The organism is Pseudomonas sp. MYb60 (genome assembly GCF_002979555.1).
GTDB lineage: Bacteria > Pseudomonadota > Gammaproteobacteria > Pseudomonadales > Pseudomonadaceae > Aquipseudomonas.
On record NZ_PCOZ01000003.1, the window covers coordinates 445461 to 465773 of the forward strand.

The window sequence follows — 20313 nt, forward strand, 5'->3', positions numbered from 1 at the left end:
GTGCAGCCCTGATCTGATCTGGAGTGACCTTTGTCCCAACCCGGTGATAACCACCAGCTCGCGCTGGACAGGTTTCTCAATGACCACCCCGACGTGGCCGCTGAGCTCGACACACTGAACCCATTGGCTGCCCAGGCCAAAGGCGAAACCCTGGCGCACTACCGTACCGAGCGACTGCATGAAGCCTTCGAAGCCCATGCCGAGCACCTGGGTCTGTTTGCCTGGGAGCTCACCCTCAAGCTGACCGCCGACTCGCCGGAGTCCTACGAGGCCCAGCGCCTCGAGGTGCACAAGGAAGTCGCGCAGATGGCGGGTCTCAGCTGGACCGAATACTGCGAGCTTTACGACGTAGGGCCTGGGTCAAGCCAGGCCCCGGGTTCTGTTGCGCATTGACCTGCGGCGAGAGGGTCAAGTGCCGATTGGAGTGGTTCCGAACATCCTCGGCGGGAACCTTGGAGCATCCCAGGGGCTGCCGGCTCACTACACCATCGCCAGCGGATGCTTGCGCTTGGGCGCACCAAATACCCGGTCGATGGCATCGAGGTCATGCTCGTCCAGCGTCAACCTGGCGGCGGCCGCATTGAGCCGGACATGCTCAGGGCTGACCGCCTTGGGAATGGCAATCACGCCGTCCTGGCGCAACACCCAGGCCAGGGCGACCTGAGAGGGAGTGGCCTCATGACGGTGAGCGATCTGTTTGAGGGTCTGGCTGGAGAGCAACTCGCCGCCCTGGGCAATCGGGCAGTACGCCATCAGGGGTAAGTGGTGCTGTTGCCACCAGGGCAGCAGGTCGAACTCGATGCCGCGCTCTTCAATGTTGTAGAGCACCTGGTTGGTAGCACAGACCGGCGATGCCAGCTCCTGGAGGTCTGCCACGTCAAAGTTGGAGACGCCCCAACGGCCGATCTTGCCGGCTTCTCGCAAGCGCTCGAAGGCGTCAACGGTTTCTTCAAGGGGATATTGCCCACGCCAGTGCAGCAGATACAGATCGATATAATCCGTGCCCAGGCGTTGCAGGCTGGCTTCACAGGCGCGCGCCGTGCCTTTTTGGCTGGCATTGTGCGGATAAACCTTGCTCACCAGGAACACCTGGTCGCGCCTGCCACGAATGGCTTCGCCTACCACTGTTTCGGCACCGCCTTCACCGTACATTTCGGCGGTATCGATGAGCGTCATGCCCTCGTCGATGCCCAGTTGAAGGGCTGCGACTTCGGCACGGTGTTGGTCGGGATGTTCGCCCATGCGCCAGGTGCCCTGGCCGATGACTGGGACGGGTACGCCCGCCAGATCAATGGTTCGCATGACTGCCTCCGAGTGAGTTCAAGGATTAACAGTGTGGCATTGGCCGGACAAAAGGGTTCAATCGAAGTATGGTTGCCCTCTGCCAATTCGTCGTGAAGGTCCTGCAATGCTGTTTGTCGTGATGCTCGGGGGCAAGCACCCACGGGCCAATATCGAGGTGCATGATGTGGTTTTCGCCGCGGCAGATACCCTGGAGGCCGCCTACCCGCAATTGCGCGATGCCTGGTTTGGCAGCCCCAAGGGCGTGCACATTGATGCGTGGATGGCCGTGGATGGCGTCGACGGCTGGAAAGTCGAACTAAGCCCTCTGGCCCCCCAGGCCGGCGCGCATCGCCTGTACTTCATCAACCTGGGCGGCTATGAAACGGGCAGCTTTGGCGAAGCCCATCACTACCTGCTGGTGGTGGCTCGCGACAAGCGCGAGGCCACCGCACAAGGCAGGCAGCAGATGCTGCGCCACTGGTCGCAGGCGCACACCGACGGCGTGATGGATATTGATGATTGCCTGCCCATCGACCTGGTCGACGGCCGCTACGTGCACCTGGTGCAAGGCGCCCATCGACCGCTCAGTCAGCGAAATGACTACATTGTGCTGCCTTAAATCGCATGCCCTGAAACCCGACGGAACTTTGCCAGGAAATAACCGCCTGAATCCGGTAGGCTCACCCTTTTTATTCAAGGAGTTACTCCCCATGGCCAAAGCAACCGCCCGTCACATCCTCGTTTCCACTGAAGACAAGTGCAACGAACTCAAGGCCCAGATCGAAGGCGGCGCCGATTTCGCAGAAATCGCCAAAGCCAACTCCAGCTGCCCATCCAGCCGCGACGGCGGCAACCTGGGTTCGTTCGGTCCAGGCCAGATGGTCAAGGAATTCGACACTGTCGTGTTCAGCGCCCCGGTCAACACCGTGCAAGGCCCGGTGAAAACCCAGTTCGGTTACCACCTGCTCGAAGTGACCAGCCGCCAGGACTGATACAGTCTCAGCTGATGCTGTAAACAACGGCCCGCCTTTTGGTGGGCCGTTGTGTATTTGATGACTGGCGACGCGCACGCCGTTAGCGTACAACCCCCTTTTCCATTGATACGGCGTTCAAGGCTGATAATGCGATTGGCTTTTTCTACTCTGCTGGGTTCCGCCCTGGCCCTGCTACTGGCCAGCACCGCCGTGATCGCGGCGCCGCAGCCCTACCTCACGGTATATGGTGAACCGGCAAAATACCGCGCCGGCTTCAGCCATTTTGACTACGCCAACCCCAATGCCCCCAAGGGTGGCACCCTGCGGCGTTCAGCCATCGAGATCGGGCGTTTTGACCACGTACTGCCCTATATCGACAAAGGCATTGGCGTTTCCCAGGTAGACGGTTGGCTGTACGCGCCCCTGGCCCAGCGTTCCCTGGACGAGCCTTATACCGTCTACGGCCTGGTCGCCGAGACGATGGAGCGTGCCGACGACGGCCTGTCCCTGCGTTTCTACCTCAACCCCAAGGCGCGCTTCGCCGACGGCAAGCCAATCACCGCCGAAGACGTGCGCTACAGCTTCGACCTGCTGATGACCCAGGGCAGCCTGCGTTTTCGCACGCTGTTCGCCGACGTCAAGCACGTCGAAGTCGAAAGCGAGCGCCAGGTCCGCTTTGATTTTTCCAGCAACGAAAACCGCACCCTGCCCCTCGACATCGCCACCCTGCCCGTCTTCCCCGAACACTGGTGGAAAACCCGCGACTTCGCCAACGGCGGCGGCTACGAAGCGCCGCTGGGCAGCGGCCCGTACAAGATCAGCAAGGTCGATTCCGGCAGCACCATTACCTTTACCCGCGATCCTGACTGGTGGGGCAAGGACCTGCCGATCAGCCGTGGCCTGTACAACTTCGATCACTTGAGCCTGGAATACTTCGGCGATACCGAAGTGGCGCGCCAGGTCCTGCGCGGCGGCGCCTACGATTTCAACCGTGAATTTTCCGCCACCGGCTACTCCATCGGCTACAACGGCCCGGCCCTCGACGACGGGCGCCTGCAGCGTGCCCACCTGGCCAAGGAAATGCCGCAACCGGCCCAGGGCTATGTGTTCAACGTGCAAAAGCCGGTGTTCAAGGACCGCCGCGTACGCCAGGCCCTGGCGATGCTGTGGGATTTCGAATGGGCCAACCGGCAGATGATGCGCAATCTGTATATCCGCCAGCAGAGCTTCTTCTCCAACAGCCCGCTCGCCGCCACCCAGTTGCCGACCCAGGAAGAACTGGCGATCCTTGAACCCCTGCGCGGCCAGGTGCCCGACGAAGTGTTCACCCAGGTGTTCAAGGCCCCGGTGACCGACGGCAGCGGCATGATCCGCGACAAGCAGTTACAGGCCCTGGCGCTGCTGGAAGAAGCCGGCTGGACACCCAAGGGTGATCAATTGGTCAACGCCGAGGGCGAGCCGCTGACGTTCACCTTCCTCAATACCCAGAACGGCATGGAGCGCCTGCTGCTGCCGTACAAGCGCAACCTGGCGCAGATCGGCATCACCCTGAATATCCGCCGTATCGATTCCTCGCAGTATGTGAACCGGATCATGGCCCGCGACTACGACATGATCGTCATCGGCTTCCCGGTCACCACTTCACCGGGGATGGAGTTGTACAACTACTTTGGCTCGACCGCCGCGTTTGACCCCGGTGCCAACAACTACATGGTGCTGCAGGACCCGGCGGTCGACACCCTGATCAAGGGCCTGGTCAAGGCCGACACCCAGCCCCGGATGCTCGCCTATGCCCACGCGCTGGACCGGGTGCTGCAATGGAATTACCTGTGGATCCCCAACTACTACCCGCCGGGTACGTCCGCCGCGTGGTGGAACCGTTTCGGCCGCCCGGCCATCGAAGCGAAGAACGATGAAGCCCTGGAAACCTGGTGGGAAATCAGCCCGACACCGCTGACCAATGAACAGATGAAACAACGCGGAGACCGCCACTGATGTTTGCCTATATCGTGCGCCGCCTGCTGTTGATCATCCCGACGCTGGTGATCATCCTGCTGGTGAACTTCGTGATCGTCCAAGCCGCGCCGGGCGGCCCGGTGGAACAGGCCATCGCGCGCTTGCAAGGGGTTGGCGGGGGCGCGGTCGGCGGCTCTTCCGGCGACAGCGTCAGCAGTGGCTCCCGCGCCAGCCGTGGCCTGGACCCGAAGCTGATCAAGGACATCGAAAAACAGTACGGCTTCGACAAGCCCGCGCCGGAGCGCCTGTGGCTGATGCTCAAGCGCTACGCCCAACTGGATTTCGGTGACAGCTTCTTTCGCGGCAAGACGGTGATCGACCTGATCCTGGAAAAAATGCCCGTCACCATTTCCCTCGGCTTGTGGGCCACGCTCATCACCTACCTGGTATCGATCCCCCTGGGCATTCGCAAAGCGGTGCGCCACGGCAGCAGCTTCGATGTCTGGAGCAGTACCGCCATCGTCATCGGCTATGCCATGCCTGCGTTCCTGTTTGCGATGTTCCTGATCGTGGTCTTCGCGGGCGGCACTTCGCTGAACTGGTTTCCGGTCCGCGGGCTGGTGTCGGAAAACTTCGAGACACTGAGCACCGTGGGCAAGATCGCCGACTACTTCTGGCATTTGGTGCTGCCGGTCACGTCTTTGGTGATCGGTGGATTCGCCACCCTCACCATCCTGACCAAAAATTCGTTCCTCAATGAAATCACCCGTCAATATGTGGTCACCGCTCGCGCCAAAGGCCTGAGCGAGCGACGGGTGCTGTACGGCCACGTGTTCCGCAACGCCATGCTGCTGGTGATTTCTGGCATTCCCCAGGCCTTCATCAGCGTGTTCTTTGCCGGATCGTTGTTGATCGAAGTGATCTTCTCCCTCGACGGCCTGGGGCGCATGAGCTACGAAGCTGCGGTGTCCCGGGATTACCCGGTGGTGTTTGGCTCGCTGTTCATCTTCACCTTGTTCGGCCTGCTGATAAAACTGATCGGCGACCTCTGCTACACCCTGGTGGACCCGCGTATCGACTTCGCCGCGAGGAACGCCTGATGTTCAATATGTCTCCCGTGGCTCGGCGCCGATTCGAGCGTTTCAAGAAAAACCGCCGTGGCTGGTGGTCACTGTGGCTGTTCATCGGCCTGTTTATCCTGACCCTCGGCGGCGAGTTGATCGCCAACGACAAGCCCTTGGTGCTGAGTTTCAAGAACGAGCTGTATTTCCCGGTGTTCAAGCGTTACACCGAGCAACAGTTCGGCGGCCAGTTGCCCTTCCAGGCCGACTATCGCAGTGAGTATGTGCAAACGCTGATCAAGCAGAACGGCGGCTGGATGCTGTTCCCGCCGATCCCGTTCAGCGACGACACGCCCAACTACGAACTGACCCGCCCTGCCCCCAGCCCGCCCTCGACGGTGAACTGGCTGGGTACCGATGACCAGTCTCGGGATGTGCTGGCGCGAGTGATCTTCGGCGCGCGGGTGTCGATCCTGTTTGCCCTGGCCCTCACGGCCATCAGCGCTGCCATCGGTATCGCGGCTGGGGCATTGCAGGGCTATTACGGCGGCTGGGTCGATTTGATCGGTCAACGCGTGCTGGAAGTGTGGTCGGGGCTGCCGGTGCTGTACCTGCTGATCATCCTGTCGGGGTTTGTCGAACCGAATTTCTGGTGGCTGCTGGGGATCATGGCGCTGTTTTCATGGTTGGCCCTGGTAGACGTGGTGCGCGCCGAGTTCCTGCGCGGGCGCAACCTGGAGTACGTCAAGGCTGCCCGCGCCCTGGGCTTGGGTGACGGCAAGATCATCCGGCGGCATATCCTGCCCAACGCCATGACCGCGACCTTGAGTTACCTGCCCTTCATCCTGACCGGCGCGATTTCCACGCTGAGCGCCCTGGATTTCCTCGGCTTCGGCATGCCCGCGGGCAGCGCGTCACTGGGCGAGCTGATCGGCCAGGGCAAGCAGAACCTGCAAGCGCCGTGGCTGGGGCTGACGGCGTTTTTCACCCTGGCGCTGATCCTGTCGCTGCTGGTCTTTATCGGCGAGGCGTTGCGTGACGCCTTCGACCCACGCTCATGAGTGACTGCCTATGAACCTGATCGAGATCCGCGACCTGTGCGTCGCTTTCAGCGGCCAGACCGTGGTGCGCAACCTGAGCCTGGACGTGCGCCCCGGCGAATGCCTGGCATTGGTGGGTGAGTCAGGATCGGGCAAGTCGGTGACGGCCCATTCGATCCTGCAATTGCTGCCCGAAGCCGGCACGCACACCACGGGGTCCATCCAGTACCGTGGCCAGGAACTGATCGGCGCCTCGGCCGCGACCCTGCAAAAGCTGCGGGGCGATCGCATCGCGATGATTTTCCAGGAGCCGATGACCTCCTTGAACCCGCTGCACAGCATCGAAAAGCAGATAGGAGAAACCCTGCTGTTGCACAAAGGGTTGGGGGGCAAGGCCGCCCAGGCACGCATCCTCGAGCTGCTTGACCTGGTGGGCATCCAGAAACCCCAGGAGCGCCTCAAGGCCTATCCGCACCAACTCTCGGGCGGGCAACGGCAACGGGTGATGATCGCCATGGCCCTGGCCTGCGAGCCGGAATTGCTGATTGCCGACGAACCCACCACTGCGCTGGATGTGACCGTGCAGCGCAAGATCCTGCTGTTGCTCAAGTCCCTGCAGGAGCGCCTGGGCATGTCGCTGCTGCTGATCAGCCATGACCTCAACCTGGTGCGCAGCATTGCCCAACGGGTGTGCGTGATGCGCGCCGGCGAGATCGTCGAGCAGGCCGATTGCCAAACCCTGTTCAACGCCCCGCAACATCCCTACAGCCGCCTGCTGCTGGACGCCGAACCGGCGGGCGACGCCTTGTGCAGCGACGAGCGCGAAACCGTGTTGCAGGTGGAAGACCTGACCGTGCAATTCCCCCTCAGTGGCGGATTGTTTCGGCGCAAAACCTATTTGCGTGCCGTCGACGGCATCAGCCTCAGCGTGCAACGCGGCAAGACCCTGGGCATTGTCGGCGAGTCCGGCTCGGGCAAATCCACCTTGGGCCAGGCGATCCTGCGCCTGCTGGATTCCAGCGGCAGCATCCGCTTTCAGGGCGAGGCCCTCGACCCGCTCAATCACCAACAGATGCGCCCATGGCGCAAGCAGATGCAGGTGGTGTTCCAAGACCCCTACGGCAGCCTCAGCCCGCGCATGACGGTCGAACAGATCATCAGCGAAGGGCTGGAAGTACACGCCCCGTGCAGCCTGGCGGACCGCGACGCGCAGGTGGTCCAGGTCCTCAAGGACGTGGGCCTCGACCCGGCCAGCCGCCACCGCTACCCCCATGAGTTTTCCGGAGGCCAGCGCCAGCGGATCGCCATCGCCCGAGCCCTGGTGCTCAAGCCGGCGCTGATGCTGCTGGACGAGCCGACGTCGGCATTGGACCGCACGGTGCAGAAGCAGGTTGTGGCGCTGCTGCGTGAGCTGCAGGATAAATATGGCCTGACCTACCTGTTCATCAGCCATGACCTGGCCGTGGTACGGGCCATGGCCCACGACATGATCGTGATCAAGGACGGCAAGGTGGTGGAGGCCGGTGAGAGCCGCCGAGTGTTTGATGCGCCCCAGCATCCCTACACCCAGGAACTGCTGGCGGCCGCCTGCGGATTATCCTCATGAGCACCAGCCTCACGGATTACCAGCAGGTTCGCGGCCTGGCCATCCAGTCGTTGTTCGAGATCATCGAGCAGTCCAGCGAAGGCACGGTGATCGTCGACCGCGACGCCAATATCGTGTGGATGAACGAGCGCTACGCCAAGCGCTTCGGCCTCAAGAGCGCCGACGAAGCCATCGGCCAACCGTGCGAGCAGGTGATTTCCAACAGCCTGTTGCGGCAGGTGGTGCGCAATGACCAGCCGATCCTGCTGGATATCCAGGACACGCCCAAAGGCCCCTTGGTGGTGATGCGCCTGCCGATCCACAACGATGCCGGGGCGGTGATCGGGGCAATCGGTTTTGCATTGTTCGATGAACTGCGCAACCTGTCGCCGTTGATCGAACGCTACCTGAGCATGCAGCAGGAGCTGGCGTCCACGCGTTCGTTGCTGCGCTCGCGTCAGAGCAAGTACAACTTCGCCCATTTTATCGGCACCAGCCCTGCCAGCCTGGAAGTCAAACGCCGCGCCCGGCGCAGTGCGAGCGCCGAGTCGCCGGTGCTGCTGCTGGGGGAAACCGGCACCGGCAAGGAATTGCTGGCCCAGGCGATTCACGGCGCCTCACCGCGAGCGCACAAGGCGTTTGTCAGCGTCAACAGCGCGGCAATTCCTGCCGACCTGCTGGAAGCCGAGTTCTTCGGCACCGCGCCGGGGGCGTTTACCGGCGCCGACCGCAAGGGCCGTCCCGGTAAATTCCAGATTGCCCAGGGCGGCACCCTGTTCCTGGATGAAATCGGCGACATGCCCTTGCCGCTGCAAAGCAAACTGCTGCGGGTGTTGCAGGAAAAGGAGTTCGAACCGGTGGGTTCAAACGAGATGCTGCAAAGCGATGTGCGGGTGATCGCGGCAACGTCCATGGACCTGGAAGCGGCGATCAAGCGCGGCGAGTTTCGGGCCGACCTGTATTACCGGCTCAATGTGCTGCCGATCCAGGTGCCGCCCTTGCGCGAGCGGCTGGAAGATATCCCGGCGTTGAGCGAGGCGATCCTGGAGGAGCTGCGCAGCCAGCATGAGCTGGACCGCGATGCCCTGGCATTGCTGGCCCAGCATGCGTGGCCGGGAAATATCCGTGAGCTGCGCAACGTGCTGGAGCGGGCGGCGTTGTTGAGTGACGACTTGGTGTTGGATGCCGGGGAGATTCGTGCGGCGATTGGGACGTTTACCCCGGTTGAGCGCCACGCCGTGCAGGCTGTCGAGGAAGAGTCATTCAGTGCGGCGCGTGAGCGGTTTGATCGGCAGATCATTGCGACGGCGTTGGCGGCCTGCGGGGGGAATGTGGTTGAGGCGGCCAAGCGGTTGGGGCTGGGGCGATCGACGTTGTACAAGAAGATGGTCGCCTTGGGTATCGCACAATCCCTGAATTGAGACATCATTCTCTAATCCAAGACAGTCCAATGTGGGAGGGGGCTTGCCCCCGACAGCAGTGTGTCAGCCAGCAAATTTGACAACTGACTCTCCCTCATCGGGGGCAAGCCTGGTCCCACCTTTGATCCTCATTTTTCTCAAAATCGAGACACCACTCGACACTAATTATAAATTATCCTTACATATCAATTACTTAACTAATTGGCACATATTTAGCTATAGCCGTTCCCCACCGCAACACCCCACAAAAATAACAATCCGATTTGGAGACACACCATGAGTGTGATCATTGCCCTCGCAGCCCTCGCGCTGCTGATGCTGGCTGCCTACCGTGGCTACAGCGTCATCCTGTTCGCCCCCATCGCCGCGCTCGGCGCGGTACTGCTCACCGATCCGTCCGCCGTCGCCCCTGCTTTTACCGGGGTGTTCATGGAAAAGATGGTCGGCTTTATCAAACTGTATTTCCCGGTGTTCCTGCTCGGCGCGGTGTTCGGCAAGCTGATCGAGCTGTCGGGCTTTTCCCGTTCGATTGTGGCCGCTGCGATCCGCTTGCTCGGCACCCGCCAGGCGATGCTGGTGATCGTGCTGGTCTGCGCCCTGCTCACCTACGGCGGCGTGTCGCTGTTCGTGGTGGTGTTTGCGGTGTACCCGTTTGCTGCGGAGATGTTCCGCCAGAGCAATATTCCCAAGCGGCTGATCCCGGCGACTATTGCCCTCGGTGCGTTCTCGTTCACCATGGACGCCCTGCCCGGCACGCCGCAGATCCAGAACATCATCCCCAGCACCTTTTTCAACACCACCGCCTGGGCCGCGCCGTGGCTGGGATTGATCGGCACGATCTTCGTGTTCTGCGCAGGCATGCTCTACCTGGCGCGCCAGCGCAACAAGGCCCAGCGCGCGGGTGAAGGGTATGGCACCGACCTGCGCAACGAACCGGAAACCGCTGACAACCTGGCACTGCCCAACCCGTGGGTCGCGTTGTCGCCGCTGATTCTGGTGGGGGTGATGAACCTGCTGTTCACCCACTGGATCCCACAGTGGTACGGCAAGACCCACAGCCTCGCCCTGCCCGGCATGACCACCCCGGTGACCACCGAAATCGCCAAGCTCACCGCGATATGGGCGGTGCAGGCGGCGTTGCTGGTGGGCATTGTCATGGTGCTGGTGTTTGGCTGGTCGGCGATCAAAAGCAAACTCGCCGAAGGCAGTAAAAGCGCGGTCAGTGGCGCGTTGCTGGCGGCCATGAATACCGCGTCGGAATACGGCTTTGGCGCGGTGATTGCCTCGCTGCCGGGCTTCCTGGTGCTGGCCGACTGGCTCAAGGGCATTCCCAATCCGCTGGTCAACGAAGCGATTACCGTGACCCTGCTGGCCGGCATCACCGGTTCCGCCTCGGGCGGCATGAGCATCGCCCTGGCGGCCATGTCCGAGAGCTTTATTTCGGCGGCCCATGCGGCCAATATTCCCCTTGAAGTGCTGCACCGGGTTGCGGCGATGGCCAGCGGCGGCATGGACACCCTGCCCCACAACGGCGCGGTGATCACGCTGCTGGCTGTCACCGGGCTGACCCACCGCGAAGCCTACAAGGATATTTTCGGCATCACGATCATCAAGACCCTCGCGGTGTTCGTGGTGATCGGTACTTTCTACGCCACCGGCATTGTGTGAGGTTTCCATGACGACATTGAACGGCAAGACCGCCCTGGTCACCGGTTCCACCAGCGGCATCGGCCTGGGCATCGCCTTGAGCCTGGCCAAGGCCGGCGCCAACCTGATCCTCAACGGCTTCGGCGACGCCAGCGCGGTGATCGCACAGGTGCAGGCATTCGGCGGCAAGGTCGGCCATCACCCGGCAGACGTCAGCGACCCGGCGCAGATCGCCGACATGATCGCCTATGCCGAGCGCGAATTCGGTGGCGTCGACATTCTGGTGAACAACGCCGGCATCCAGCATGTGGCCGCGGTGGAAGACTTCCCGGCGGAGCGCTGGGACTCGATCATTGCGATCAACCTGTCGTCGGTATTCCACAGCACGCGCTTGAGCTTGCCGGGCATGAAGGCCAAGGGCTGGGGGCGGATCGTCAACATTGCTTCGGTGCATGGCCAGGTCGGCTCGGTGGGCAAGGCGGCCTACGTGGCGGCCAAGCATGGCGTGATCGGCCTGACCAAGGTGGTGGGCCTGGAAACGGCTACCAGCAATGTGACCTGCAACGCCATCTGCCCAGGCTGGGTGTTGACGCCGCTGGTGCAGAAGCAGATTGATGATCGCGCGGCCAAGGGTGTTAGCCCGCAACAGGCGCAGCACGATTTATTGGCGGAGAAGCAGCCGTCGCTGGAGTTTGTGACGCCGCCGCAGTTGGGCGAACTCGTGCTGTTCCTGTGCAGCGAGGCGGGCAGCCAGGTGCGCGGCGCGGCATGGAACATCGATGGCGGCTGGCTGGCCCAGTAGATTGAGCACCGAGAGTCCAATGTGGGAGATGGCTTGCCTGCTCCCACCGTTTTAATCAGCGCTGGCACAAAAAAAAGAGGCAGCTCTATGTCCGACATCCTCTGGCAACCCTCCCCGGAACGCATCGCCCACACGCGCATGGACCGGTTCCGCCGCTACATCAACACGCGCCATGGCCTGCAGCTTGCCGACTACCCCGCCCTGCACCAATGGAGCATCGACCAGCGTCCCGACTTCTGGCAGGCCATCGTCGACTTTTTCGATGTGCAGTTTCGCAGCCCGGCCTCGACGGTGCTGATTGAAGACGCTGAAATGCCCAGCGCCCAGTGGTTCCCCGACGCCACCCTGAACGTTGCCGAGCACCTGTTGCGTCGCCGCGACGATCACCCCGCCGTGGTCGCCATCGGTGAAGACGGCCAGCGCGAGCAACTGACTTACGCTGAACTGGCCCAGCATGTCGCCGGCCTGCAAAAAAGCCTGCGCGCAGCCGGCGTGACCCAGGGCGACCGGGTGGCCGCGTGCATGCCCAACACCTGGCAAACCCTGGTGGGGATGCTGGCCACCACCAGCCTGGGCGCCATCTGGTCGTGCTCGTCACCGGACTTCGGCACGCAAGGCGTCATCGACCGTTTTGGCCAGATCGAGCCCAAGGTGCTGATAACCTGCGCCGGCTACCGTTACGCCGGCAAAACCATCGACCAGAGCGACAAGCTCAATGAAATCCTCGAACGCCTGCCATCGCTGGAACAGCTGATCATCGTGCCCTATGCCAAGCCGCTGGCGCAGGTCGAGGACTACCGGACCCCGGCCCGCGTGGCGCTGTGGAACAGCTTCTACCAGCCCGGCGGCGAACCGGAATTCGTCGCCGTGCCGTTCGCTCATCCCCTTTACATTCTCTATTCCAGCGGTACCACCGGCGTGCCCAAGTGCATCATCCACGGCACCGGCGGCGTGCTGCTCACCCACCTCAAGGAGCATGGCCTGCATGCAGACCTGTCCCACGAGGACTGCCTGTTCTACTACACCACCTGCGGCTGGATGATGTGGAACTGGCTGGTGTCGGTCCTGGCCATCGGCGCCACGGCGGTGCTGTATGACGGTTCGCCGTTTCATCCAGGGCCAGAGCGCTTGATCGACCTCATCGATGCCGAAAGGATCAGCGTGTTCGGCACCAGCCCCAAGTTTCTCGCCACCCTGGAAAAAGCCGGGCTGCAACCGCGCCTGAGCCATGACCTGAGCAGTCTCAAAGGGCTGATTTCCACCGGTTCGCCGCTGTCGCCGGGCAGCTATGACTACGTGTATCGCGAGATCAAAAGCGAGCTGTGCCTGTCATCCATGTCGGGGGGTACCGATATCGTCTCCTGCTTTGTCATCGGCAACCCGGTGCTGCCGGTGCGGCGCGGCGAAATGCAGTGCAAGAGCCTGGCGATGGCCATCGAGGTGTGGGACGACCAGGGCCACCCCTTGGTCGGGGAAAAAGGTGAGCTGGTGTGTACGCGGCACTTCCCGGCCATGCCCATCGGCCTGTGGAACGACCCCGACCGCAAGAAGCTGCACGCCTCGTATTTCAGCCAGTTTCCCGGCGTCTGGGCCCAGGGCGACTACGCCGAGCAACGTGCGAATGGCAGCTTGCTGATCCACGGGCGTTCGGACGCAGTGCTCAACCCAGGCGGCGTGCGAATCGGCACCGCCGAGATCTATCGGCAGGTGGAAAAGGTGCCCCAGGTGCTGGAGAGCCTGGCCATCGGCCAACGCTGGCAGGACGATGTGCGGGTGGTGCTGTTTGTGCGGCTCGATGATGGCGTCGAACTGGACGAGGCCTTGGAGCAGCAGATTCGCCAGGTGATCCGCGCCAACACCACGCCCCGCCATGTGCCGGCCAAAATCCTGACCGTCGGCGATATTCCGCGCACCATCAGCGGCAAAATTGTCGAACTGGCGGTGCGCAATGTGGTGCACGGCGAGCCGGTAAAAAACACCGACGCGCTGGCCAATCCAGAGGCCCTGGAGGCGTTTCGCAACCGGCCCGAACTGGCCTGAAGATGAAAGGTTTCAGCCCTGACGCACTGATTTGAAGACAAACCCCCAATGCATGCTATTTTTCGTGGGGTAGTCATCCATCGTTCTCCCACGGGATAATGGGTGTTGTCATCTTTCAAAGCGTTACGCTCAGGGCTTTTTATGAATGGAACATCCACCGTCAGCGAAGCCGCTGCATTGATTGCACGGCTGGACTGGGCACAAAGCCCGCTCGGTGAGGCCAATGAGTGGCCGCAAAGCCTGCGCACCGCCGTGGACATCGTCGTTCATTCACCGATGCCGATGTTATTGCTGTGGGGCAGCCAGCTCACCCAACTCTACAACGACGGCTTCGCCGCATTGGCGGGCAACAAACACCCCGCTGCCCTGGGCCAGCCGGCGCACGAAACCTGGCCGGAACTGCACGGCTTTACCGCGCCGATCTACGACGCGGTCCTCGATGGCCAGGTGCGGACCTTCACGGAGCAGCGTTTCGTGCTGCAACGCCACAACCGCGACGCGGAAATCTGGCTGGACTTGACGTACAGCCCGATCCGCGATGAAAGCGGGAGCGTGGCCGGCATCCTCGTCACCGCCATCGAGACCAACGAGCGCCGCAAGGCCCAGCACAACACCGAGCAGCGCCTGCAACTGGCGCTGGCCGCCACGGACGCAGTCGGCACCTGGGACTGGGATATCGGCGAAGACTGCTTTATCGCCGATGCGCACTTTGCCTACCTGCATGGCGTCGACCCCGCCGACGCCGGCCTGCTGCCCATCAGCGACTACCTGCACGGCGTGCACCCCGAAGACCGCGGCATGGTGACGCGCAGCATCAAACACTGCATCACTTACGGCACCGAATACGCCGAGGAATACCGCCTGATGCAGCCCGACGGCCAGGTACGCTGGGTGTTTGCCCGTGGCCGTTGCTACAAGGACCACCAAGGCCGCCCGGCACGGTTCCTGGGCGCCGCGCTGGACCTGACCGAGCGCAAGCACACCGAGCAGGCCCTGCGCCAAAGCCAGACCGAATTGCAGCTGATCATCAACGCCATGCCGGTATTGATCGGCTATGTGGACCACGAGGAACGCTTTCGCCTGAACAACAGCGCGTACCTGGAGTGGTATGGCAAGACGCCCCAGGAGCTGTACGGCAAGACTATCCGCGACGTACTCGGCGACGAGGTCTATGCCGGGCGCCAGGACAAGATTGCCGCTGCGCTCCAGGGCAAGGCTTGCAGTTTCATGACCGTCACCCCACACCGCGACGGCCGCCCGCGCCATGCGCTGATGAAGTACCTGCCGCGGTTCAGCAATGAAGGGGCAGTGAATGGTTTCTACATCTTTGTGATCGACGAGACCGAACGCAAGCTCACCGAGGAAGCCCTGCGCCACCTCAACGAAAACCTCGAAGAGCGTGTGGCCCAGCGTACCCAGGCCCTGGCCGAAGCCAATCAGCGCCTGCAAAACGAGATGTTCGAACGCGAGCGCGCCGAAGACGCCCTGCGCCACGCCCAGAAGATGGAAGCGGTGGGCCAGCTCACCGGCGGCATCGCCCACGATTTCAACAACATGCTCACCGGCATCATCGGCAGCCTGGACCTGATGCAGCGCTATATCGCCGCCGGGCGCAGCGACGAGATCGGCCGGTTCACCGACGCGGCCGTGTCGTCCGCCCATCGTGCCGCCGCCCTCACCCACCGCTTGCTGGCGTTCTCGCGGCGTCAGTCACTGGATCGCCGCCCACTGGACCCGAACCAGCTGGTGGCATCCCTGGAAGATTTGTTCCGCCGCACCAAGGGCGCCCATATCAACCTCAAGGTGCAACTGGGTCGGGATATCTGGCCGGTGAATACCGACGCGAGCCAACTGGAAAACGCCCTGCTCAACCTGGTGATCAACGCCCGCGACGCCATGCCCGATGGCGGCGAGCTGTTGATCGAAACCGCCAACAGTTACCTCGACGGCACGGACATCACCACGCTGGAACCGGTGAAGGCCGGCGACTACGTGATGCTCGGCGTGTGCGACAACGGCACCGGCATGGCGCCGAAGATCCTCGCCAAGGCGTTCGACCCGTTTTTCACCACCAAGCCCATCGGCCAGGGCACCGGCCTGGGGCTGTCGATGATCTACGGGTTTGCCCAGCAATCGGGCGGCCACGTGACCATCCACAGCGAGCCGGGCCAGGGCACTTGTGTGCGCCTGTACCTGCCGCGCCTGTATGGCACCGCGTTGGAAAGCAAGCTGGCGCAGCATTCGAGCGAAGCCCCGCTGGCCCTGGCCGGTGAGGCGGTGGTGGTGGTCGAGGACGACCCGGCGGTGCGCATGCTGGTGGTCAATGTACTCGACGAACTGGGTTACACCGCCCACCAGGCTGCCGATGCCCGCACGGCGCTGCCGTTGCTGGAGTCGGATCTGCGCGTGGACCTGCTGGTCACCGATGTGGGCCTGCCGGGCATGAACGGCCGGCAATTGGCGGAGATCGCCCGCCAGCATCGGCCAGGGCTCAAAGTGCTGTTCATGACCGGCTACGCGGAAAAAGCCGCCGAGCGCCAGGGCTTTCTGGAAGACGGCATGGACATGGTGGCCAAGCCGTTTTCCATCGATCTGCTGGCGACGAAAATCCGCAGCATGATCAACGTTGTCGAGTGAGTTCAGGCATAATCGCGCGCCGTTGCACGTACCCGGTAGAGATCAATGAAAGCCCAAGCCCGACACATCCTGGTGAAAACCAGCGAAGAAGCCGAACAACTCAAGCAGCGCATTGCCAAGGGCGAAGCCTTTGACGTGCTGGCAAAGAAGTTCTCTACCTGCCCATCGGGCAAGCGTGGCGGGGATCTGGGTGAGATCCGGCCTGGGCAGATGGTCGGGGCGATCGATGCAGTGATCTTCAAGAAGCCGCTGCGGGTGGTGCATGGGCCGATCAAGAGCAAGTTTGGCTATCACTTGGTGCAGGTGTTCTACCGCGATTGAGGGGTTGGCTACAGGCCGCCATCGCAGGCGAGCCCGCACCTGTGAGGTGGCGTAAGCGGCCATTCACCTGGGAATCAACGCCCCCGCTACCTGGATAACCCGGCTGGCCAACTGATGACCGGCCAGCGCAGCTTGCTCCGGCGAGCCCCCCTTGAGCCGGCTGGCCAGATACGCCGCACTGAACGAATCCCCCGCCGCCGTGGTATCGATCACCTTCTCGACCTTGACCGCCGGCACCTCGAACCGCTGCCCCGCGCATCGAATCAAGCATGCGTCCGCGCCACGCTTGAGCACCACCTCGTCAATCGCCGGGTACGCCGCGAACACCTGCTCACTGTCGGCATACCCAAACAGCGCCCGCTCGTCATCTTCGGTCAGCACGGCGATATCCACGTGCGCCAACACCCGGTGATACGCCGCGCGCGCGGCCTCGATATGCGCCCACAAGCGGGGGCGGTAGTTATTGTCGAACACCACCTTGCCACCGCGCTTGCGGGTTTCGATCAGGGTGTCCAGCAGGCGCTCGCGCCCCACTTCCCCCAGGACCGCCAGGGTAATGCCGCTGAAATACACCACGTCATACGCCGGCAAGGCGGCCAGGATAGGTTCAGCGGCGGGCGTGGTGAAACAGTCGCGCACGGCGGCTTCGTTGCGCCAATAGAGAAATTTGCGTTCCCCGTTGGCGTCGGTCTGGATGCAGTACAGCCCGGGCAAGCGTCCGGGCAGGCGTTGGACGTTGCCAATGCCCAGGCCTTCTTCAGTCCATTGCTGGCACATGGCGTCGCTGAAGCTGTCATCGCCCAGCGCCGTCACATAGTCGACAGTGCCGATATCGCCCAGCTCGCGGCGCAGGTACACCGCCGTGTTCAAGGTGTCGCCGCCGAAGCTTTGGTGCAGGCTGCCGTCGGCACGCTGTTGCAGTTCGATCATGCATTCGCCGATAAGGGCGACGTGGGGGGTCGTGTTCATGCCTGGATCTCTGGTGTGGCTGATGACCTCATCGGGGGCAAGCCCCCTCCTACAGTGGACTGTATTCACAATTAGACAGATGTGAACCCAATCTAGCGTGGGAGGTGGCGTGCCTGCGATGGGCGCGACGCGGTCTAGAAGCAGGTCTGCAGGGATTCGATCACCTGAAGTTGCTCATCCACCAGGCAGCCGACCTGCCACTTGTCAAACGTGAGGCATGGATGGGAAGTGCCGAACGAAATGATGTCGCCAATACGCAGTTCAACCCCCGGCGCCACGCTCATGAACGCATGCTGGTCCATCACCGCCGTGACCTTGCACGCCGTCACATCATCCCCTTCGGCGGGCAGGATCCCGGCCTTGTAGCGCTTGAGCGGCACCGGCAAACCGGCGTCGTAGGCCACGTCACGCTTGCCCAGGGCAATCACCGCAAACCCCGGCTCGGGCAGCGATTGCACATGGGCCCAGACTTCCAGGGCCGGGCGCAGGCCTTCGCTGAGGTCGCTGCGGCGGTCGAGCACGCAGCACTGGGCTTGCTTGTAGATGCCGTGGTCGTGGGCGACATAGCTGCCCGGGCGCAACACGCTGAGGAAACGGCCGGCGGCATTTTGCGCTTCGAAAGACTCTGCAATCAGGTCATACCAGGCCGAGCCCGACGCGGTGACGATGGGCTTGGGCAGGTCGAAAGAGCCATTGTTTTGCAGGTCCACCGCCAGGCGCACCAGGCTGGCGGCGAAGTCGCGGATGCCGCTGATGGCGTGCTCGCCGTGGATCACACCTTCGTACCCTTCGATACCGGTAAGCGCCAGGGCCGGTTGGGCCTTGATCGCCTTGGCCAGTTCGCGCACTTGCTGCTCGCTGCGGCAACCGCAACGGCCGCCGACCACACCATATTCGATCATCACGTTGAGGCGCAGGCCACGGGCGGCGAAGAACAGGCCGAGGTCGGCGACGTTGTCGGGGTGGTCGACCATGCAGTGAAAGTCGAAATCCGGGTCCGCCAGCAGGTCGGCAATCAACGCCATGTTCGGCGCGCCCACCAGTTGGTTGGCCATCAGCACGCGACGCACGCCACCGGCATAGGCGGCGCGGGTCTGCACGGCATTGGCCAGGGTGATGCCCCAGGCGCCCGCCTGGATCTGGCGCTGGAACAGCGCCGGCATCATGCTGGTCTTGCCGTGGGGTGCCAGCTCGGCGCCGCTGTTGCTGACAAAATCCTGCATCCAGCGAATGTTGTGTTCCAGGGCGTCACGGTGCAGCACCAGGGCGGGCAGGCTGACGTCACGGACCAGATGGGCACCCAGGGCGGCGGCGCCCTTTTCAACGGCATTGATGGCAGACATGAAATGCTCCTATTCGTTGATGCGCCGGGCCAGTTGGTTGGCGCTGTCGATCAACACCCGGCGATAGTCATTGTAGTTTTTGCTGGCATCGGCCCGCGGCGCAACGATGCACAGGGTCGCAATGCTGATGCCCTGCGCATCCCGCACCGGCGCGGCGAAGCAGTGGGTAAAGGTGTCGGCCACGCTGTCGAAGGAAAAGAAACCATCGAGGGTGGCCTGGCGGATTTGCGCGAGGAAGGTGTCCAGCGGCAGGCGTTGGCCGTCCGGCAGGATGAAGTCGTCGTGGTCGATCAGGTCGATGATCTGCTGGTCGCTCAAATGCCCCAGCAACAGGCGCCCGGAGGCGGTCCAGGGGATCGGTGCGTTTTCGCCGATGTCCGACGAGATGCGAAAATGCCGCTCGCCCTCGCGCATCAGCGCCACGGTGTATTTGCGCCCATTGAGCAGGCACATCTGCGCGGTTTCGTGGGTCTGGCTGACGATCTCCTGCAGGGCGTGATCGGCCTCGCGGGTCAGGTCGAAATGGCGCAAGTGCGCCTGCCCCAGGAAATACAACTGGCGACCGAGGTAGACATGGCCGTCCTTGCCCACGGTCTCCAGGATGCGCCGTTCCAGCAGGGATGCGACCAGTTCATAGACGGTGGACTTGGGGCTGCCGATGCCGCTGGCAATATCATTCGGGCGCAGGGGCTGGCCGATCTCCTTGAGAAAATCGAGGATATCGAACGCCCGGTCCAGGCCTTTGGCGCGGCGTTTGATGGTGTCTTCGGTCATGGCAGTAGTCGGTCCGGTCATAGTGGAACAGTGGGAGCTTCGGTGGTCTTCAGAGTGAGGCATTTAGCCTTTTTTCTTGTACGCCACGCAATCGATCTCCACCTTGCAATCCACCATCATATTGGCCTGCACACAGGCCCGCGCCGGGGCGTGTTCGGGGGTGAAGTACTCGCCGAAGACCTTGTTGAAACTCCAGAAATCCCGCGGGTCTTCCAGCCATACGCCAACCCGCACCACATCTTTCAACTCGTAGCCGGCTTCTTCCAGAATCGCCACCACATTGCGCAGGGTCTGCCGGGTTTGCTCGACGATGCCGCCCTGGATAATTTCACCGTCCACCGCCGGCACCTGGCCAGAGACGTAGAGCCAGCCGTCCGCTTCCACCGCGCGGGCGAAAGGACGTGGCTGGCCGCCGCCGGCGGTGCTGCCGGTGCCGTAACGTGTAATGGTCATAATGAT

General features: G+C 62.6%; 18 protein-coding genes and 1 pseudogene. 14 read left to right on the forward strand and 5 right to left on the reverse strand.

What is annotated here, in order from left to right; all coding sequences use genetic code 11:
• Positions 1–30 precede the first annotated feature (30 nt).
• Positions 31–393 (forward strand): DUF6388 family protein, encoded by a 363-nt coding sequence (locus CQ041_RS07525; protein ID WP_105521828.1) that lies wholly within the window; start codon positions 31–33, stop codon positions 391–393.
• Positions 381–461, forward strand: a pseudogene (locus tag CQ041_RS07530) (type VI secretion system tube protein Hcp); the annotation flags it as partial. The gene CQ041_RS07525 and the pseudogene CQ041_RS07530, both read left to right, overlap by 13 nt.
• A 19-nt stretch (positions 462–480) precedes the next feature.
• Here CQ041_RS07530 and CQ041_RS07535 read toward each other — a convergent pair.
• Positions 481–1302: an aldo/keto reductase gene (locus CQ041_RS07535; RefSeq protein ID WP_105521829.1), complete on the reverse strand. Its 822-nt coding sequence runs from the start codon at positions 1300–1302 to the stop codon at positions 481–483.
• Positions 1303–1408: 106 nt separating this feature from the next.
• On the opposite strand from CQ041_RS07535, the gene CQ041_RS07540 reads away from it, so the two are divergent.
• The 12 genes from CQ041_RS07540 (at position 1409) to CQ041_RS07595 (ending at position 16768) form a co-directional block, all read left to right on the forward strand.
• Positions 1409–1903, forward strand: a complete 495-nt coding sequence (locus CQ041_RS07540) for a DUF1543 domain-containing protein (protein WP_105521830.1) — start codon at positions 1409–1411, stop codon at positions 1901–1903.
• Positions 1904–1994: 91 nt separating this feature from the next.
• Positions 1995–2276, forward strand: coding sequence for a peptidylprolyl isomerase (locus CQ041_RS07545; protein WP_010210937.1), 282 nt, complete (start codon positions 1995–1997; stop codon positions 2274–2276).
• 129 nt (positions 2277–2405) lie between these two features.
• Positions 2406–4253: an extracellular solute-binding protein gene (locus CQ041_RS07550; RefSeq protein WP_105521831.1), complete on the forward strand. Its 1848-nt coding sequence runs from the start codon at positions 2406–2408 to the stop codon at positions 4251–4253.
• Positions 4253–5314 carry a microcin C ABC transporter permease YejB gene (locus CQ041_RS07555; protein ID WP_105521832.1) on the forward strand — a complete coding sequence of 354 codons (1062 nt, stop codon included), beginning with the start codon at positions 4253–4255 and terminating at the stop codon, positions 5312–5314. Before CQ041_RS07550 ends, CQ041_RS07555 begins: the two co-directional genes overlap by 1 nt.
• Positions 5314–6336 carry an ABC transporter permease gene (locus CQ041_RS07560; RefSeq protein WP_105521833.1) on the forward strand — a complete coding sequence of 341 codons (1023 nt, stop codon included), beginning with the start codon at positions 5314–5316 and terminating at the stop codon, positions 6334–6336. Before CQ041_RS07555 ends, CQ041_RS07560 begins: the two co-directional genes overlap by 1 nt.
• Positions 6337–6346: 10 nt before the next feature.
• Positions 6347–7921: an ABC transporter ATP-binding protein gene (locus CQ041_RS07565; protein ID WP_105521834.1), complete on the forward strand. Its 1575-nt coding sequence runs from the start codon at positions 6347–6349 to the stop codon at positions 7919–7921.
• Positions 7918–9321: a sigma-54-dependent Fis family transcriptional regulator gene (locus tag CQ041_RS07570; protein ID WP_105521835.1), complete on the forward strand. Its 1404-nt coding sequence runs from the start codon at positions 7918–7920 to the stop codon at positions 9319–9321. Before CQ041_RS07565 ends, CQ041_RS07570 begins: the two co-directional genes overlap by 4 nt.
• 276 nt (positions 9322–9597) lie before the next feature.
• Positions 9598–10989, forward strand: a complete 1392-nt coding sequence (locus CQ041_RS07575) for a GntP family permease (RefSeq protein ID WP_105521836.1) — start codon at positions 9598–9600, stop codon at positions 10987–10989.
• A 7-nt stretch (positions 10990–10996) separates the two neighbouring features.
• Complete coding sequence (locus CQ041_RS07580; RefSeq protein ID WP_105521837.1) at positions 10997–11770, forward strand: 3-hydroxybutyrate dehydrogenase; 774 nt, start codon at positions 10997–10999, stop codon at positions 11768–11770.
• Between the two features lie 87 nt (positions 11771–11857).
• The gene (locus CQ041_RS07585; RefSeq protein ID WP_105521838.1) at positions 11858–13810 is read left to right on the forward strand and encodes an acetoacetate--CoA ligase; all 1953 of its coding nucleotides are present in this window, start codon (positions 11858–11860) and stop codon (positions 13808–13810) included.
• 141 nt (positions 13811–13951) lie between these two features.
• A complete protein-coding gene (locus CQ041_RS07590) occupies positions 13952–16447 on the forward strand; it encodes a PAS domain-containing sensor histidine kinase (protein ID WP_105521839.1) in 2496 nt (831 codons plus the stop codon).
• 45 nt (positions 16448–16492) lie between these two features.
• Complete coding sequence (locus tag CQ041_RS07595) at positions 16493–16768, forward strand: peptidylprolyl isomerase (protein WP_105521840.1); 276 nt, start codon at positions 16493–16495, stop codon at positions 16766–16768.
• 63 nt (positions 16769–16831) lie between these two features.
• Here the strand turns inward: CQ041_RS07595 and CQ041_RS07600 are convergent, their stop codons facing one another.
• From CQ041_RS07600 to CQ041_RS07615, 4 genes are all read right to left on the reverse strand, one after another.
• Entirely contained in the window at positions 16832–17737 is a 906-nt protein-coding gene (locus CQ041_RS07600) for a sugar kinase (protein ID WP_105521841.1), read from the reverse strand.
• Between the two features lie 134 nt (positions 17738–17871).
• Positions 17872–19080, reverse strand: a complete 1209-nt coding sequence (locus tag CQ041_RS07605; protein ID WP_105521842.1) for an amino acid deaminase — start codon at positions 19078–19080, stop codon at positions 17872–17874.
• Between the two features lie 9 nt (positions 19081–19089).
• Complete coding sequence (locus CQ041_RS07610) at positions 19090–19854, reverse strand: IclR family transcriptional regulator (RefSeq protein WP_105521843.1); 765 nt, start codon at positions 19852–19854, stop codon at positions 19090–19092.
• 63 nt (positions 19855–19917) lie between these two features.
• Positions 19918–20307: a RidA family protein gene (locus tag CQ041_RS07615; RefSeq protein ID WP_105521844.1), complete on the reverse strand. Its 390-nt coding sequence runs from the start codon at positions 20305–20307 to the stop codon at positions 19918–19920.
• Positions 20308–20313: the final 6 nt, after the last annotated feature.